The following is a 16,152-nucleotide window of genomic DNA, read 5'->3' as shown; positions in this document are numbered from 1 at the left end:
GTTCAGCGCCCAAAAAATAGAAAGGAAAATAGCAGCGTCATTCCAAGCGTCATGGACAAATAAACCGGCACACGCCACGGAATGATGTCATCTAGCTTGATCACCACAAACAGGACGCGGATGACAATCGTGGCCACAACACCCGCAAACAGCGAGAGTAACCATGATGGAAAAAAGCTACCAAACATTCCGACGGCAGGTGCCGCTGACAGCGCTGGTGTTGCCACCATCAACAAAGCCACCAGTAACCAAGAACGTACCAGAAAAGGAGCTTTCCTTGCGGCATCTGAGCCCAGCATTCCGCGCCTTCTACTCATCGTAATCTGTTCCTATTAACATCATGCCAAGCTAAGTCTATAACCTCGGGCTACGGCGATTTGTGCAAGTCTTGCAGCGTATGCACCGACACGGCGACACTCTTGGCAACGAATAGCCAGAGTGCTCACTGCTCAGCATTTACACGCAGAAAACGGGTATATTGTATCTCGTCGCTGCTCGTCACTGGACGTATAAAAGATACAGGACCCAAGCGCGCGACCCAACTATTCATCGAGTAGTGTGTTCACTATTCGGCAACCGTTACCAATCACAGAGGCATATAACTTTGCTTGCGATATTCAGCGGGATTCTGATCAGCCTGACCAACATCGCAATCCACGGGCTTTTGACAGTGTTCATGGTACGAACTGTGCATAACAACCTTATGTTGAAGCATCACGCTCGACCAACGCTGCGAATCATCGTAACCATGGTGCTTGCTGCCTCCATTCTTATGGGTGCACATTTCGTTGAAATCTGGCTATGGGGCTTGGCTTATGCTTTTCTGGGTGTCACGCCGAACCCAGCGGAAGATTTCACCTTTGCTTTTGTCAACTACACGACGCTGGGCTATGGCGATATATTGCCCGTCGAGCCTTGGATGGTGATGGGGCCAATGACAGCAATGAACGGTGTACTTCTCTTCGGGTGGTCAACAGCGGTGCTTTTCCAAGTGCTGTCGATCACCTCTCAGCGCTATGGTTTTAAGTACTAACGCTTTAAGTACTAACATTTTAAGTACTGACGTTTTAAGTGCAGGGATTTTAAGTGTCGAGGTTCCAAGAACGAAAATGCCACGCACTGAGGGCCAAGTGTTGAGAGAGCACAGCGGCTGGGAGGATAACGCTTCTTACCTCTCTAAAAAGCGTTATCCGTGAGCAGCGGCGTTGGCGTCATTCTGCTTCGCTATAATTGCGTCCCAGTATTTCCAGCATCCGAGTCGTTAGGTAAAGACGCGGTACTATTGAATCTACCTCAATATGTTCATGGCTGGCATGATACCCCCAGCCAGCCAGCCCCAACCCTTCCAGCACGGCTGCCTTACCTGAGCTTGCAGCAAACCCCGCATCCGTACCGCCCGTCGTCCCCGGAATCAACAACAAACTGCGCCGTACAACACCTTCTGTTGGCATCAAACGAGCATTCTCTTGGCCCAGCTTTCCTTCGCCAAGCTCTGCATAAATCGATTCCGCCAGCTCAGCAAGAGCGCGCCCCCTTTCATCAGCTTCAAACATCGGGCGAAGAACCTCTAACTCAGCGGCTGTATAGGTATCTGGAATCAGCAGGTTTTTTTCTGTTTGAGTCCTAACCGCTTCAAGTAGCGCTTCAGCAGCGCCTTTCTGGGTAATTCTCACGTCAGCACCGGCCTCTGCCAACCCTGGAATCTGATTACGCGCGGTACCACTTTGCGCAGATGTCCAATTCAATTGAGAGCCCGGCACACTGTTTGCAATATCGCGTGTTTGCACAAGCTGATGAGCCAGCTCAATCAACGCATTACGCCCTTCCTCATGCGCCGCGCCCGCATGAGCGGCACGCCCATGCACAACCAATGATAAGCTGGCGGTACCAGCGGTTCCCAACAGCACACCTTCAGCACCGGCAACCTCTTTCGACGGACTGGGCTCGTAAGACAACACAACATCATTCTCACTACCAAGCTCAGTGATAATTGCACCAGAGCCTACCGACCCAATTTCTTCGTCGGCATTGAACTGCACCGTCAGGGTGTCGTAGTCATCCCAGCCAGCGTCTTGAAGAATCGCCAACGAATGCAGGATGACGGCAATCCCTCCCTTATCGTCTGCAATGCCCGGGCCATAGATCCTGTTTCCATCGCGACGCCAAGGCTCTAGCTCCAGAATGCCCGGTTGATAGACGGTGTCCATATGTGCGATGAGCGCGACTTTCAGTGTGCCAGACCCCTTGAACACTCCTTTGACAAGCCCTGGGGGCACATCATTCGTCGCGGTAATCCGCTGTGTTTCAGCGCCTAGCGCGCGCAGGCTTTCTTCCGTGTAGCGCGCCATTCGTTCTAACCCTTCGATATCATCGGAGCCCGACTCGATTTCAACCATGTCTCTCAAGGATTCGATCAATGCCTCCTGTTGCGCCTTAGACGCATCCAGTAACGCTTGATTAACCTCAGGCTCTTGAGCTAATGCATTGGTAAATACCAGCACCATCGCTGCCATCACCACACTCAGCTTGCTTTTCTTCATGTGATATTACCTATACGAGTTGTTTGTGTTTGTCTCACCGAACCTCTATATCGAACATTCAAGACCAGCCTGATATGTTCTCAACATTCATACACAATGAAAGAACGATAGCATGAACATCCGTGAATGTTTAAAACGGCCATATTCGAACATATCCGCCAACACCACCGCTGGCTCTGACGCTGACAACATCTACTTCAGGCAACAGCCTCTAGGAAAGACTGCATGACTACCCCTAAAAGCAACGAAAACAGTCGTATCAACCGCGTTATTCACTGGGCTTGGCTGGCGCCACTGGCCGCTTGGCTGCTGATCGGGGCAGAGGTATCAGGACTGATTGACACCTCAAGCACCATTGTCCTGCTTATCTCGGCGATTTTACTGGGCGGTGCTATCTTCTCAGCAGTACACCATGCTGAGATCATTGCTGCCAAAGTAGGCGAACCTTTCGGCTCTATCATCTTGGCGATGTCAGTCACTATTATCGAGGTAGCCCTGATCATTTCAGTGATGTTGTCGCCTGACGGCGGCCATGACACCTTGGCTCGCGATGCCGTATTTGCCACTATCATGATCGTACTGAACGGCATTGTCGGGCTGAGTCTCATTGTTGGCGGCATGCGTCATTTAGAGCAGTCTTTCCAGAATCAAGGAACCGCAGCAGCCCTCAGCGTACTAGGCACATTAGCCGTTATCGCTCTGATATTGCCTAACTACACACTTGCCGTTGCAGGCCCTTTTTATGCGCCGATTCAACTGGTCCTGATCGGCGTGTTCTCCATAGTCCTTTACGGCATTTTCTTGTTTGTGCAGACAATACGTCACCGGAGTTATTTTCTGTTAGATGAGTCGTCAGCGCTGGGCACTGATAACAGTGACACCTCCAGCCACCATGCGATTCCCTCAAAACGGACGACACTGGTTAGCCTAGCACTGCTCATCATGACCTTATTTTCTGTTGTCATCCTGGCCGAGCTGCTAGCACCAACACTCACTCAAGCTGTTCTTGCAGCCGATTTGCCAATTTCCCTTGTCGGCGTCGTTATCGCAGCACTGGTATTAATGCCCGAAGGCATTGCTTCGGTTCGCGCCGCAAAGCACAATCGACTGCAAACCAGTTTGACGCTGGCCCTGGGCTCCGCCATGGCAACCATTGGTTTAACTATTCCACTGGTGGCATTTGCTGCCGTCTTGCTAGACCAACCACTGGCGCTAGGTTTGCGTTCTGAGGAAATGGTACTTCTCCTCCTCTCACTATTCATTGGCACCATTACGCTAGCCACCGGCCGAACAACCATCCTGCAAGGTGCCGTTCACCTCGTTATTTTTGCCATTTTCATGCTGCTGGCCGTCATGCCTTAACAGGCTGTGGGCCGCAACTCAACCTCGTCTTAACTACCGAAGGCAGACGTACATGGCTAAAAAAATATCGCCAATACGGTTATTGAGCTATTACAGCAAGCTGGTGTAAAAAATATCTGGGGCTTACCCGGCGACTCACTTAACGGCATTACTGAAGCGCTGCGCACCTGCGAAGGCATTACTTGGCGCGGAGTACGCCATGAAGAAGTCGCAGCACTGGCTGCGGCGGGAGAAGCAGACGCGACCGGCAACCTGAGTGTTTGCGCAGGTTCATGTGGCCCAGGCAACCTGCACCTGATCAACGGCCTGTTCGAAGCCCAGCGTGCCAACGTGCCGATGCTTGCCATCGCTGCGCAGATTCCTTCCAGCGAAATTGGTCTGGGCTACTTTCAGGAAACCCACCCTCAGAACCTGTTTGCAGAATGCAGTGACTTTTGCGAACTGGTGTCTAGCCCTGAGCAGGTACCACGCATCATCGAGGCGGCCATGAACACCGCGATTACCCAGCGCGGCGTGGCGGTTATCGTGCTACCTGGCGATGTGGCGCTGAAGGAGTCTCCGGTCAGCGACATCAGCTGGCACCCTCCTGTTCGACCCGTAGTGACGCCCCCTGAATCCGCGCTGACTGAGCTTGCTAGGCTGATCAATAGCAGCCAGCGGATTACCGTATTCGGCGGTTATGGCTGTGATGGCTACCATGACGAAGTCGTTGCGCTGGCAGAGCATCTCAAGGCACCTGTCGTACATGCACTGCGTGGCAAGCAGTCGCTGGAATATGACAACCCTTTTGATGTTGGCATGACAGGGCTGATCGGCTTTTCGTCGGGCTACCACGCCATGCACGAATGTGACCTGCTGATCATGCTCGGTACCAACTTCCCGTATCGCGGCTTTTTCCCCAAACACGGGCGAGTTGTGCAGATCGATATCAACGGCAGCCACCTAGGGCGACGCAGCCCTCTGCTGATGGGGCTAGTCGGCGACGTCGGCGCCACACTCACGGCCCTCATGCCACACCTAGGAGAAAAAACCGATCGCAAGTTTCTGGAAACGGCCCAGTCCCATTATCAGCGTGCACGCCAAGGGCTGGATGATCTTGCCAAGCCGCGTGCCGACAACAAACCGCTGCACCCTCAGTATCTTGCCGCCCGCGTCAGCGCGCTGGCCGCCGACGATGCCGTATTTACCGCTGACGTGGGCACGCCAACAGTGTGGGCTGCGCGTTATCTTAAAATGACCCACCAACGGCGACTAACCGGCTCTTTCCAGCACGGTTCCATGGCGGTTGCCATGCCATTGGCGCTTGGGTGGCAGGCAAGCTTTCCCGAGCGCCAAGTGATCGCACTATGCGGTGACGGCGGCATCAGCATGCTGATGGGTGACCTCATCACCTTGGCTGCAGAAAACTTACCGATCAAGGTCGTGATCTATAACAACGCGTCTCTCGGCTTCGTGGCCATGGAAATGAAAGCCGCAGGCTACATTGATGAAACCACAGATATTCCCGAAGTGGATTTCGCCAAAGTGGGTGAAGCGCTGGGCATCAAGGGAATTCGTATCACGTCGTCAAGTGCCATTGATGATGCCCTGAATGAAGCCTTTGCCCATGACGGGCCAGCTATTGTAGACGTACGCACGGCCAAGCAGGAACTGTCGATGCCGCCAAGCATCGGGCTTGAGCAGGCACGTGGCTTCTCCCTTTACATGCTGCGTGCCGTCATGAACGGGCGCGGAGACGAGGTGCTGGACCTAGCCAAAACCAACTGGCTCAGAGGCTAATAACCTCAGAGACTAATGGCGTGCTGCCCTCTCAATGTCTTGACTCTATGGCTATAAGAGAGTGGTAGCACTTGTATCGCTATCCTTGTGGATGAGGGAGTCAGTGTTTATCTCCGCAGGGGACTTTCGAGGAGAGCGAGTGCGTGGCAGTCCCTATCACTGTTCAGAGTGCGGTAAGGTCTGCCAAGCCCGCGACGCTGCTAACAAAACCTCGCGGCACCTGCATTTCTTCCAACATCATTTATTACCTACATGCTCGCGCCCCTCGCACAAAGCCTCCTGAACATGGCGTCAAACGTATCAACGTATGAGAGGTGCCTTGGGCGCAACCCAGCAGTGACGTCACCCAGCTATTTGATCAGGCCAAGTCCACATGAGGCAGCAAAGAGCCTAAGTGGTATGCTAAACAGGCGGCGATACCGGCTGCTGTCAACCCGAACCGATAGAAACACTCGCGCGGGCCATCACTTAGCCACATAGAACGCCCCTTTCCCCACCACGACGGCATGTCCACTCACCGTTGCAAGGCCAGGTTTGATATCACCATTGGCCGCCGTGTGGATAACGCTGGGACGCCCCATTTCTTCCCCCTGCTGAATCTTGCACTGCAAGGCATCTCGCCTAAGTGATGCCAGATAGCCAGTTAACGCTGCGGCGGCGCTGCCGGTAGCTGGGTCTTCACAGATACTGTCGTGCATACAGAACATACGGCTGCGAATCTGCATTGTTTCCCCACTCTGTTGTTCAACCACATACAGATAGACCTGCTCAGCAGCACTAAATGCAACGGTATCCATCCAGTGAGCGGAGGAAAGACTCACGCTCTCCAGCGCACGCTGACTGGCGAGTTCAATCAGATGAAAAGGCAGGCCGTAGGAAGCTATCACCGGGTCACCAACTACCTGGTGACTGTCCAGCCCAAGTAGCTCAACGGCGGTGATCCGGTCAATCGTACTCTCCTTGATCATGACGGGCTGAGCCGTGGTAAACGTTGCCCTACCTTGCTGATAACGGATCGTTAACTCGCCAATAGCTGGCTGAAGCACCAAAGGGCGATCAGGTTTTACCAGGTTCAGCTCCGCTAGCAAGTGCGCGGCGCCTACCGTTGGGTGGCCGGCAAAAGGCAATTCGCGGGTTGGTGTAAAAATCCGCATTGGATAGTGGTTGGGCGCCGTGGGAGCGCTTAAAAATACCGTTTCAGCAAGGTTTAGCTCATTGGCCAGCGACTGCATTGTGCGGGTATCAAGCTCTCCTACCTCTAAAAACACCGCCAACGGGTTGCCTGAAAACGGCTGGTCGGTAAAGACGTCGAGCAGGTAATAGTTAGCGCTCTTCATGCGGCCCCCTTTTATGTGAAATGTGCTGCCAAAACCCTCTATGCGCCTCTTTTTTCGCCTGAGCAGGTGTGATGCCGATATCTTCCAGCAGTCGATCATCAAGCGATAGTAACTGACGGCGACTGCGACGACGCAAACGATATTGGCGCCATTGGCAGCGAAGCTGGGTAAAACTGAAGCGTGGCATGGTGGTTCTCCTCAATGGCGATGTGCCCAATCAGATTACCCAGCCGTACCCAAGCGATACAGATATAGGGTTTTATCTTTTAAAGATACAGTTGGCCTATGTGATGCCTCTGTATGCTGGTGAGTGAAAGCATCTGTATTGTTTTTATTATTTTATTTAAAACTGTACTGGTAGCTGTCATGAGGGCTATTCTGGAGAGCGTCTTGAAGACCGTACTACAGACCGTATTTTAGACTCAGAGAGGCAGGAACATGACACGCTACGAGGAAGTTGCTGGCACGGTACGAGAGCGTATCGAGCACGGTATTTACCGCGTGGGTGACCGACTGCCCTCTATTCGAGCAGTGTGCCAGGAGTTTGGTGTCAGTATCTCAACGGCCCAGGAAGCCTATCGCCAATTGATGGATGCGGCGCTGATTGATTCGCGCCCTAAATCTGGTTACTTCGTCCTTCCTAGCAGAGTGCCTTCGGTGCTGCCTTCCGTCTCCCGTCCGGCACAGTGCCCACTGGATGTCTCTCAGTGGGATCAAGTGCTGGAACTGGTTGCTACCCAGCACGATGACTCTCGGCTTTTACTGGGGCGTGGCGTGCCAAACCTAGCCTATGAAACGCTTAAGCCGCTGTCGAAAATACTAGCGGGGCTGCACCGTAAGAACGATCTGAATGGCTTTAACTATGACAAACTGAGCGGAAGCCCCGAGCTACGTCAGCAGATTGCGCGGCTGGCCATCACCTCCGGCTGTTTGCTGCACCCCGACGATATTATGATTACCACTGGCTGCCAGGAAGCACTGGCCATTTCGCTACGCACACTCACTCAGCCCGGTGATGTGGTCGCGGTGGACTCGCCCAGTTTCTACGGCACCATGCAGATCCTTAAAGCAAGCGGTTTAAAAGCGCTGGAAATCCCGACCGACCCGCAAACAGGTATCAGTCTGGAAGCGTTGGAAATGGCGCTGGAGCAGTGGCCAATCCGCGCCATCCAGGTCACCCCGACCTACAATAACCCACTGGGATACACCATGCCTGAAGCCCGCAAACAGGCACTCTTCCAGCTTGCCCAACGCTTTGATGTGGCGATTATCGAAGACGATATCTACGGAGATCTGGCCTACACCCTTCCGCGGCCGCGCACGATCAAATCCTTCGATGACGATGGGCGCGTATTACTCTGCAGCGGCTTTTCCAAAACGGTGGGGCCAGGGCTACGGGTGGGCTGGTTAGCGCCGGGGTGTTATCGAGATAAAGCACTGCATATGAAGTATGTCTCGACCGGCGCGTCAGCCACCCTGCCCCAGCTGGCGGTAGCGGAGTTCGTCGCCAAAGGCCATTACGAGCGTCACCTGCGTTATACCACCCGCCAGTATCAGCGCCAGCGCGATATCATGATCAGCTGGGTGCAGCGCTACTTCCCCAAGGGCGCTGGCATCAGCTATCCGCAGGGCAGTTTTCTGCTGTGGGTAGAACTACCTGCCGCCGTAGACTGCGTTCGCCTTAACGAACGACTGGCCCAGCGCGCCATTCACGTGGCGCCGGGGTCGCTGTTTTCAGCCTCGGGTAAGTTTCACCAGTGTTTGCGACTTAACTACGCATTTACACTAACCCCGGAGATTGAAAAAGCGGTTCGTACTGTCGGGGAGCTGGCCACCGAGATGACCGAAGAAGTGCAGGCAGCGGGGGTAGAATAAACGCTGCCGCTGTCAGAGTAATTAACACTGCTTAATTTTTAACCAATTAGGCGACTCAGGTGTTAATAGTGCCTCGTTATTCTAACGAGCGTAAAACAGCCATACTGGCCAAGTTATCACCGCCCCAGAATATAACCGTGGCAGCTCTGGCACTGGCGACACACTGGCCGACATACCGCTGAGCAGGATGTTAACCAAAGCGCAGCAGACAGGCCTAAAAGTGACTCCCTTCAATGCTGCAGAGGATGCTTGGAAAATGGCACCGAAAGATTCGTTTGCTGATTTTCTAAACGGGCTCTACGCCAAGTATGCACGTCTTAGATACAAGGGCGACGGCCGGCTTTACCGGCAGTATGCGCAGGGCATGCAGGGGCTGCCAGCGGTGAATATTTCCGTCGATGAGAGTGTATGGAAGCGCTGGGCTGATACCGCGTGCAAGTACCCGCCACGTACCCTGGCCGATGCCCACCTTTCCCCACCGGAGGAGTAGGCCGAGCGGCAGCGTGGACGTGATGAATGACCCAAGTCAAGAAGTGTCCACTATCAACTAAAAACCCAGTATACAAAGTAGGCTTAATATAATTTAACTGCTAGGCTCGAAGCATTAGAGCGAACAACGCCCCCAGGCCCCAGGGAACAACCTAATGCCAAATCCCCCACGCATTGAGCTTCACCCTATTAGCCAACGCGTGCAGGCGCATGTTGATGGCACGTTAATCGCCGACTCCATTAACACCATCCAACTCCGCGAACGCGACTACCCGTCATGCCATTACTTCTCACGTGAAGACGTGCGGAAGTTTCGTTATTGAATGTGGTTTAATCATATTGTGAATGTTACGAAGTGCTTAGTAATGGTATATTCGTATCATAATTTGAGTAATAGCTGAGTTTTTAGAAATGTATGATACTACATTGTTTTAACGGTTTTATTTTAGGAGTGAATATGGAAGATTTGAGAAGCCAAATTGATGCCGCTCGTGTACAAGTCCATACCGATGCATATCCGATGTCTATTGGAGAAATTTCTAATTTATATGAAGATGGTGAGTTAGACATACATCCAGAATTTCAACGTGTTTATAGATGGAGCGAAGAGCAAAAAAGTAAATTAATCGAGTCAATATTACTTGGTATACCGTTGCCCTCTATCTTTGTGGCTCAAAGAGATGATGGTATTTGGGATGTGGTAGATGGACTACAAAGGTTATCCACTATTTTCTCTTTTTTAGGGAAATTAAGGGGAGAAGATGGTGAAATTCTTCCACCATTGCAGCTGAAAAAGACAAGGTATCTGCCAGCTTTGGAAGGTAAAAGATGGAGTGATGAAGAAAATATTGATAATGAAATTCATGTTGAGATAAAGCGGATATTCAAAAGAGAGAAAGTAGATATCAAAATTATAAAAAAAGAAAGTGAAGGCGATACTAAATTTGAGTTATTTCAGAGGCTTAATACTGGGGGGTCGAAGCTTTCAGATCAAGAGGTGAGAAACTGTATGTTGCTGATGATTAATAGTGAAGCCTTTTCTTGGTTGCAAAGTATTGCGCAATCAGAAGACTTTAAGGCTACTATTCCAATTTCAGAAAAACAGCAAGAGGAATGTTATGGTGAAGAACTTGCTTTAAGGTTCTTTGTGCATAGATATTCTTCACCTGAGACTAGAGGCGATCATGTCGATGTTGGGCCGTATTTAGATGAGCAGTTGAATAATATGTTCAAAAAAGAAAGTGATTTTGATTATGATCGAGAGGCTAAGGTTTTTAAGAAAACATTTTCTATATTTAATAAATCTCTAGGAGAGGATACGTTTAAAAAATTTAATCACGTAAAGAATAAGCGTGAGGGAGCTGTTTCCTTGCCTGTATATGAGGCGCTAACTAAGGGTGTTTCTAGTGCGCTTGAGAGTGGTCAAAATGAGGAGGATATTATAAGAAAAGTAAATGAAAAATCTAAAAAACTTACAGCTGAAGAAGAGTTTACTAATACCTTAACACGGCGTGCAAGACCCCTTGATAGGATGGTTAAAATGAATCAGTTAGGTGTTGAGGTTTTTAATGAAGGTTAGATCATTATATGCGTTAGAGTCTATCTTAGATGAAGATTTGGCGTGGCGAAAACGCGAGCTTACAACTATTAAGTTTATGATAGGAAAAGCAAGTAAAAACGAAAAGTTTATATTGTATAAATCAGCTGTAGCGTTGCTTTATTCTCATTGGGAAGGCTATTTAAAATGCGGATCACAAGCCTATGTGTGTTATTTAAATTACATATCTCCTAAATATGGAGATTTAAAAGAAAATTTTCTACAGTCAAGCCTGGCTGATAGATTTTCAAAGGGGTTTTCGCTAAAAAAACACCCTTCACAGAAAGAAATATTTGAATATATTATATATGCTGATAATGACAAGTTGAAAATAAATGAGAAAAGGGTTGTTGATACTGAGTCTAATCTAAAAACTGGCGTTTTGTTTAACATAATGCATCAGTTAGCATTAGATACAAAACCATTTTCGCTAAAAGAAAATTTTATTGATGTGGTAATGGTTGATAATAGAAATAAAATAGCACATGGAGAAAAGCTAAGTAATGATGATTTGGAGCGGATTTACGGTGAGCTTGAAGATGACTTGCTGACTATGATAATGACATTTCAAAATATTGTTATAAATGCCGCTGCTAACAAAGAGTATCTTAGGTAGTAATTAGGTGCTTCAAAGTGGAATTTCTCCAATGGCTTTGACTGTTAAGTGTCTAAGGCGGATTCTCTCATTTAAGAAATCGGTAGTGGATCCTTTATCTAGAATGTGGAATAACTTTAAGCATTCATCTAAACAACCACTAAAAGGCTTGATTATTACCATGTGATTTTCAACCGCGATAGGTTTCTTTCCTAGTATCAATGTTGCTGAAGCTCTTGGGTTATCTTTTGGGCTAGACGTTCTTTTGACTACCACAAAAGGTGGCGTATATAACTTTCCCTTAAACCTTCTCTTTTCAGAGATATAGGATATAGCTTTACCATGCGGAGAATTTTTTTGATGCAGATAAGGCGCTAACGGTCCTTCCTCTTTATCTCGATATGAAACGAGAGGGCCTATTTTTATTAAATAACGTGAAGAAATAGCGGGGCGTTCATGGTTTTCTTTTTGCCATTTGATTCCAGTCTCCTTATTGGTTTTTTTTCCTGCCAAAATAAATACATCAACATTCGTTTTTTTGTTGAATCTTCCCCATACAGTACAAACGGCAGCAATGTTATCATTGCTAAATTGTCGAGTTTTTACATAACGACTTCCAGATCTAATAACGTCTGGAAGAATTGCGTTGATATAACAGCCTTCCCTCATCTCTCTTATGAAATGAATCAAAAGCACACTTGCAGCGTTCGTTTTTCCACTAGTAAAGTAACCTGGAGTATCTAGTTGCCAGTTTGAGAAAGGGGGGTTCATTAATATATGCGTTACCTTTTTAAGATCTTTTTTGGTGGTTTCTAATGTGTTTTTTGCCAATATTTTTTTAAGTGACAACATGGCCTCATCAATGGTGCAATCTTTATTTGCACCACGACTGATAGCTTCAAGAATAATTCTTAGTTTTGCAGCATCGACAAAAGATGGGTTTATATCATAACCAGATAGTTGCTCTCCCCATTTTGATAGAGTATCTTTGAGCCCTTTTTTTATAGCTAGTTGACGTGATGCTTCAATAAGTAAGTTTCCAGTGCCACAGGTTGGGTCAAGTATTACCGAGTTTTCTGTGATAGTGTTTTTTATGTCGGCTACTAATCTACTGGATAAAGCTTGTCCTGTGAAAAAACTACCAGCATTCTTCATCTCCTCAGATGTTAGCAGTTGACGAGCAATTAAATCTATACCATCTAAGTCAATTAGATCAAATAGCTGGCTTGAATCTTCGCTATCTACAATGTTCTCGATGGCTCTAATTAAATTTTGATTATGGTTTCTGAATTGATTCATTCGGTAGTTTAAAGCTGCTTCTGTTTGGCTGGGGTAAATAGTATTGGGGTTGGTGAAGCTGTCATTGTATTTCTTTTTTTAGTTATATACTAGTTTTATAGTTTGACGTTTTAGATTTTAACCCCACTCACCCTCATCACCTCCCTGACCACCGCCTCATTCAACACTCCGCGTTTGGCTTCCACTAGCGTGAGCCAGTCGCGGGCGCGGGTGATGCCGGTGTAGACCAGTTCGCGGGTGAGGATCCGGTTGATGGTGGGCGGTAGCAGTAGGGCGGTGTGTAAGAATTCCGAGCCTTGGGATTTGTGTACTGTCATCGCGAATACGGTTTCTACCGCGTGCAGGCAGCACCCAGCGGATGGGGTTATCGGCATCTCTGAGTGCTACTTCGGTCACGGATAATGACAGAGTGGTGGCCGCGGAGCGCCTGGGGCCGTGGCACTCATGTTCTCGTACCAGCCTGCGCCCATTGCGACAGTCATAATCTCCAGACCTCGCCATGCATTAAAGGGTGTGTTTTCCTGTAAAGTACCAGCAACGTTTTCGTTGTATGTCATGATGAGGTTAACATCTGAGTCGCATGCCAGTGACTGACCAAGCGCGCGAACCAAGCCATCGAAATGATCGCGCAAAAATGCATTGCTCTCGCGGATCTCCGGCATCGCCGGCACGTTGGCACAGTTTCCCTTGAGTATCTGATAGCCGGGTGGAGTGCGCAGTGGCGAGTCGGAGTAAAACGCGGCGTTGCCCTGGGCAATTGCCCTACCGAGCATCCGCGTATATTCGATGCTAATAGTATGATCATCCCAACCGCGTGACTGCCTTAAGCTGTCATGTAGTTTTGGGCTGGATAAAAAACAGCCCAAGTCCTCTGTATTGCGATAGGTCCCGCTATTATAGTAAGCACTCGTCGAGGAGGTGGCCGCCATGACCTCAGGATCGCTAAGCGCCAGTGCGCCTAAAGGGCTTGGAAGACGTATCGTGCACATGTCGGGTGGAAGAACAACCCACTCTCCGGTCACCACGGTTTGCTCATCGAGCTTTGCTGCACTGACCAAGGCATCAATATCGCTTTCCTGAAAACCCTCAGCCAGTGCTGCATGGCGCGTCGTAGGGCCGATGGCACACCCCTCGCCAGCGAAAAAATCATCGATGCCCTTAGAGTCAGCCCTATCGCTCTGGTGATGATAAGGGCCGCTTGCACATCCGCTTAGCGTCATGGCTGCCACTCCAGCTAAGGCAATAAGCTCTTTTTTTCTCATAAACTTGCGCGAGATGCTCGGTACTTTTAGTGCCGAGAGGGATAGCGCGTCGTCCGTAGGATGACCCTGATCTCGCTGCCTCCTTCTGCGTGGTTGCTATCTTTTTCGCCATTCAATGCATACGCCTGTGGTCACGGCGAGTTCGGGGGGCTGCGTTAGGTTTTTTGTCTAGCTCGGTTTCAGTCTTTTTGCCATCAGCCTTCACGCTGCCTTTCTCGTCTATATCGCTTTCAGTCTTACTGTCACTCACTCCCATGTCCTTGTTGGCTTTTTTGCTCTATCTGTAGTCTTCTTGTCGAACTGCATGTTTTCCGCGACTTGATCCATATCTTTTGCGCGTTTCGCATACTGGGCACGCATAATATTACGCTCCATGTTGACCAGGCTACGCATGCCCGCCATCACAGCACCTAGCCATTTTCGGACAGTACTTGGCTGTCAGAAAAACGTGATTTTTTCATACAGAATCTCCCTGCGTTTAGCTTACGGAAAATTCTACTTTTGAGCAGCATGGTGTTTCGAAGGGATTACCGAGCAACAGAAAAAAGAGGCAGACCAGTAAATTACTGATCTGCCTCTAAAAAATTGGTAGCGGGGACCGGATTTGAACCGATGACCTTCGGGTTATGAGCCCGACGAGCTACCAGACTGCTCCACCCCGCATCAATGTGAGGCATATTATACAGACTTAGTAAGTTTCGTCAACCTATCTTTCGCCATAACGTGTATGTCGATCAAAATAGTCCATACTATTGATGTCTACTACGTTGATACATTGTTTATTTCTGACATAGTGTGACTCGAGGGCTGAGCAGAATTCGCTCAGGTGTGTTCAGAAACTAGGAGGCAGTTAATGACAACATCAAAAAGCTACGTGGCTTGGGTAACAGGGGGTACCGGTGGTATTGGTACAGCGATTTGTCGCGCTCTAGCTGATGCTGGCCACTTTGTAGTTGCGGGATATCATAATCCAGAAAAAGCCAAAGCTTGGCTCGAAGCCCAGCAAGCTGATGGCTACAGTAATATTGCACTGTCAGGTGTCAATCTTTCTGACTTCGATGCCTGCCTAGCTGAAGCCCAAGATATTCGTGAAAAGCATGGCAAGATTGATATGCTCGTCAATTGTGCAGGCATTACTCGTGACGGCACGTTAAAGAAGATGTCGCAACAGCAATGGAACGAGGTCATCGATACCAACCTAACAACGGCATTTAATACGTGTCGCAGCGTCATTGAGGATATGCTTGATCGCAATTATGGCCGTATCATCAACATTTCCTCTATCAATGGCCGCAAAGGACAATTTGGCCAAGCTAACTATGCAGCCGCTAAAGCGGGGATGCATGGGCTTACTATGTCACTAGCACAGGAAACAGCCAGTAAAGGCATCACGGTGAATACTATTTCACCCGGCTACATCGCTACAGATATGATCATGAAGATTCCAGAAAAAGTCCGCGAATCAATTCGTGAAACTATCCCGATGAAGCGCTTCGGTAAGCCAGAAGAAATCGGCCGACTGGTGGTGTATCTTTCTGAAGATAATGCGGGTTTTATTACCGGTGCCAATATTGATATCAACGGTGGGCAGTTTATGGGCTAACGCCGACAGTAAACACCAACCCCAGGCATAAAAAAAGCCCCGAACGCGTTGCGCTCGGGGCTTTTTGGTATAAGTGCCTGACGATGACCTACTCTCGCATGGGGAGACCCCACACTACCATCGGCGCGGAGCGGTTTCACTACTGAGTTCGGCAAGGGATCAGGTGGTTCACGCACGCTATGGTCGTCAGGCGAAAAGGGGTAAATCATGCTGTGAGATCGTCTCAACAGGCCACTGTTGGCACTGTAGTTGCGTATCCGGCCGTGTGTCTCGTGATCAAACGGCTTGGGGTTATATGGTCAAGCCTCACGGGCAATTAGTACCGGTTAGCTCAACACCTATTGGTGCGTCCACACCCGGCCTATCAACCAGCTAGTCTTGCTGGGCCCTTCAGGAGGCTCAAGGCCTCGGGGA

At 49.3% G+C, this 16,152-nt stretch carries 15 protein-coding genes, 1 tRNA gene, 2 rRNA genes and 1 pseudogene; 9 read left to right on the top strand and 10 right to left on the bottom strand.

Annotation, left to right across the window (positions count from 1 at the left end; translation table 11 throughout):
* Positions 1-2: 2 nt before the first annotated feature.
* Positions 3-317, bottom strand: coding sequence for a YtcA family lipoprotein (locus H616_RS15190; protein WP_084155681.1), 315 nt, complete (start codon positions 315-317; stop codon positions 3-5).
* A gap of 287 nt (positions 318-604) precedes the next feature.
* Between H616_RS15190 and H616_RS0102995 the strand changes: the two genes are divergently transcribed.
* Positions 605-1,033: an ion channel gene (locus H616_RS0102995; RefSeq protein WP_035572449.1), complete on the top strand. Its 429-nt coding sequence runs from the start codon at positions 605-607 to the stop codon at positions 1,031-1,033.
* A 178-nt stretch (positions 1,034-1,211) separates the two neighbouring features.
* Here the strand turns inward: H616_RS0102995 and H616_RS0102990 are convergent, their stop codons facing one another.
* Positions 1,212-2,540, bottom strand: coding sequence for a glutamate carboxypeptidase (locus tag H616_RS0102990; protein ID WP_027966025.1), 1,329 nt, complete (start codon positions 2,538-2,540; stop codon positions 1,212-1,214).
* Positions 2,541-2,765: 225 nt separating this feature from the next.
* Between H616_RS0102990 and H616_RS0102985 the strand changes: the two genes are divergently transcribed.
* Together H616_RS0102985 and poxB are read left to right on the top strand one after the other, a co-directional pair.
* Positions 2,766-3,902: a calcium:cation antiporter gene (locus tag H616_RS0102985; RefSeq protein WP_035572448.1), complete on the top strand. Its 1,137-nt coding sequence runs from the start codon at positions 2,766-2,768 to the stop codon at positions 3,900-3,902.
* A 66-nt stretch (positions 3,903-3,968) separates the two neighbouring features.
* Positions 3,969-5,681 carry a ubiquinone-dependent pyruvate dehydrogenase gene (gene poxB, locus H616_RS0102980; RefSeq protein WP_027966023.1) on the top strand — a complete coding sequence of 571 codons (1,713 nt, stop codon included), beginning with the start codon at positions 3,969-3,971 and terminating at the stop codon, positions 5,679-5,681.
* A 464-nt stretch (positions 5,682-6,145) separates the two neighbouring features.
* Here poxB and H616_RS0102970 read toward each other — a convergent pair whose 3' ends face one another.
* Both H616_RS0102970 and H616_RS14070 read right to left on the bottom strand, forming a co-directional pair.
* Positions 6,146-7,018 carry a PhzF family phenazine biosynthesis protein gene (locus tag H616_RS0102970; RefSeq protein ID WP_027966022.1) on the bottom strand — a complete coding sequence of 291 codons (873 nt, stop codon included), beginning with the start codon at positions 7,016-7,018 and terminating at the stop codon, positions 6,146-6,148.
* Positions 7,005-7,205 carry a DUF1127 domain-containing protein gene (locus tag H616_RS14070; protein ID WP_035572445.1) on the bottom strand — a complete coding sequence of 67 codons (201 nt, stop codon included), beginning with the start codon at positions 7,203-7,205 and terminating at the stop codon, positions 7,005-7,007. The genes H616_RS0102970 and H616_RS14070 overlap by 14 nt, the downstream gene beginning before the upstream one ends.
* A gap of 251 nt (positions 7,206-7,456) precedes the next feature.
* On the opposite strand from H616_RS14070, the gene H616_RS0102955 reads away from it, so the two are divergent.
* The 5 genes from H616_RS0102955 (at position 7,457) to H616_RS0102935 (ending at position 11,595) form a co-directional block, all read left to right on the top strand.
* Positions 7,457-8,893 carry an aminotransferase-like domain-containing protein gene (locus H616_RS0102955; protein ID WP_027966021.1) on the top strand — a complete coding sequence of 479 codons (1,437 nt, stop codon included), beginning with the start codon at positions 7,457-7,459 and terminating at the stop codon, positions 8,891-8,893.
* Between the two features lie 187 nt (positions 8,894-9,080).
* The gene (locus H616_RS0102950; protein ID WP_027966020.1) at positions 9,081-9,383 is read left to right on the top strand and encodes a hypothetical protein; all 303 of its coding nucleotides are present in this window, start codon (positions 9,081-9,083) and stop codon (positions 9,381-9,383) included.
* Between the two features lie 154 nt (positions 9,384-9,537).
* Positions 9,538-9,705 carry a DUF427 domain-containing protein gene (locus tag H616_RS15350; RefSeq protein WP_084155679.1) on the top strand — a complete coding sequence of 56 codons (168 nt, stop codon included), beginning with the start codon at positions 9,538-9,540 and terminating at the stop codon, positions 9,703-9,705.
* Between the two features lie 134 nt (positions 9,706-9,839).
* The gene (locus H616_RS0102940) at positions 9,840-10,961 is read left to right on the top strand and encodes a GmrSD restriction endonuclease domain-containing protein (protein ID WP_027966019.1); all 1,122 of its coding nucleotides are present in this window, start codon (positions 9,840-9,842) and stop codon (positions 10,959-10,961) included.
* Positions 10,951-11,595 (top strand): MAE_28990/MAE_18760 family HEPN-like nuclease, encoded by a 645-nt coding sequence (locus H616_RS0102935; RefSeq protein WP_027966018.1) that lies wholly within the window; start codon positions 10,951-10,953, stop codon positions 11,593-11,595. Before H616_RS0102940 ends, H616_RS0102935 begins: the two co-directional genes overlap by 11 nt.
* 12 nt (positions 11,596-11,607) lie before the next feature.
* On the opposite strand, the gene H616_RS0102930 is transcribed toward H616_RS0102935, so the two are convergent.
* The 4 genes and pseudogenes from H616_RS0102930 to H616_RS0102905 all read right to left on the bottom strand — a co-directional run bounded on the left by H616_RS0102930 (position 11,608) and on the right by H616_RS0102905 (position 14,798).
* Positions 11,608-12,873 (bottom strand): N-6 DNA methylase, encoded by a 1,266-nt coding sequence (locus H616_RS0102930; protein WP_027966017.1) that lies wholly within the window; start codon positions 12,871-12,873, stop codon positions 11,608-11,610.
* Between the two features lie 110 nt (positions 12,874-12,983).
* Positions 12,984-13,248, bottom strand: a pseudogene (locus tag H616_RS0102925) (ATP-binding domain-containing protein); the annotation flags it as partial.
* 17 nt (positions 13,249-13,265) lie between these two features.
* Positions 13,266-14,093 (bottom strand): hypothetical protein, encoded by an 828-nt coding sequence (locus tag H616_RS0102920; protein WP_027966015.1) that lies wholly within the window; start codon positions 14,091-14,093, stop codon positions 13,266-13,268.
* A 628-nt stretch (positions 14,094-14,721) separates the two neighbouring features.
* Positions 14,722-14,798, bottom strand: a tRNA-Met gene (locus H616_RS0102905).
* 190 nt (positions 14,799-14,988) lie between these two features.
* Here H616_RS0102905 and phbB point away from each other — a divergent pair.
* On the top strand, positions 14,989-15,738 hold the full coding sequence (gene phbB / locus H616_RS0102900; protein WP_027966014.1) for an acetoacetyl-CoA reductase: 750 nt from the start codon (positions 14,989-14,991) through the stop codon (positions 15,736-15,738).
* Positions 15,739-15,813: 75 nt separating this feature from the next.
* Here phbB and rrf read toward each other — a convergent pair.
* Positions 15,814-15,929: ribosomal RNA gene (gene rrf, locus H616_RS0102895) — 5S ribosomal RNA — on the bottom strand.
* 104 nt (positions 15,930-16,033) lie between these two features.
* A 23S ribosomal RNA gene (locus H616_RS0102890) occupies positions 16,034-16,152 on the bottom strand; the annotation flags it as partial.

The organism is Halomonas halocynthiae DSM 14573 (assembly GCF_000425725.1).
Classification (GTDB): Bacteria; Pseudomonadota; Gammaproteobacteria; order Pseudomonadales; family Halomonadaceae; genus Halomonas; species Halomonas halocynthiae.
The sequence above is the reverse complement of the archived record's forward strand: the minus strand, read 5'-3'. Positions and strand labels throughout refer to the sequence as shown.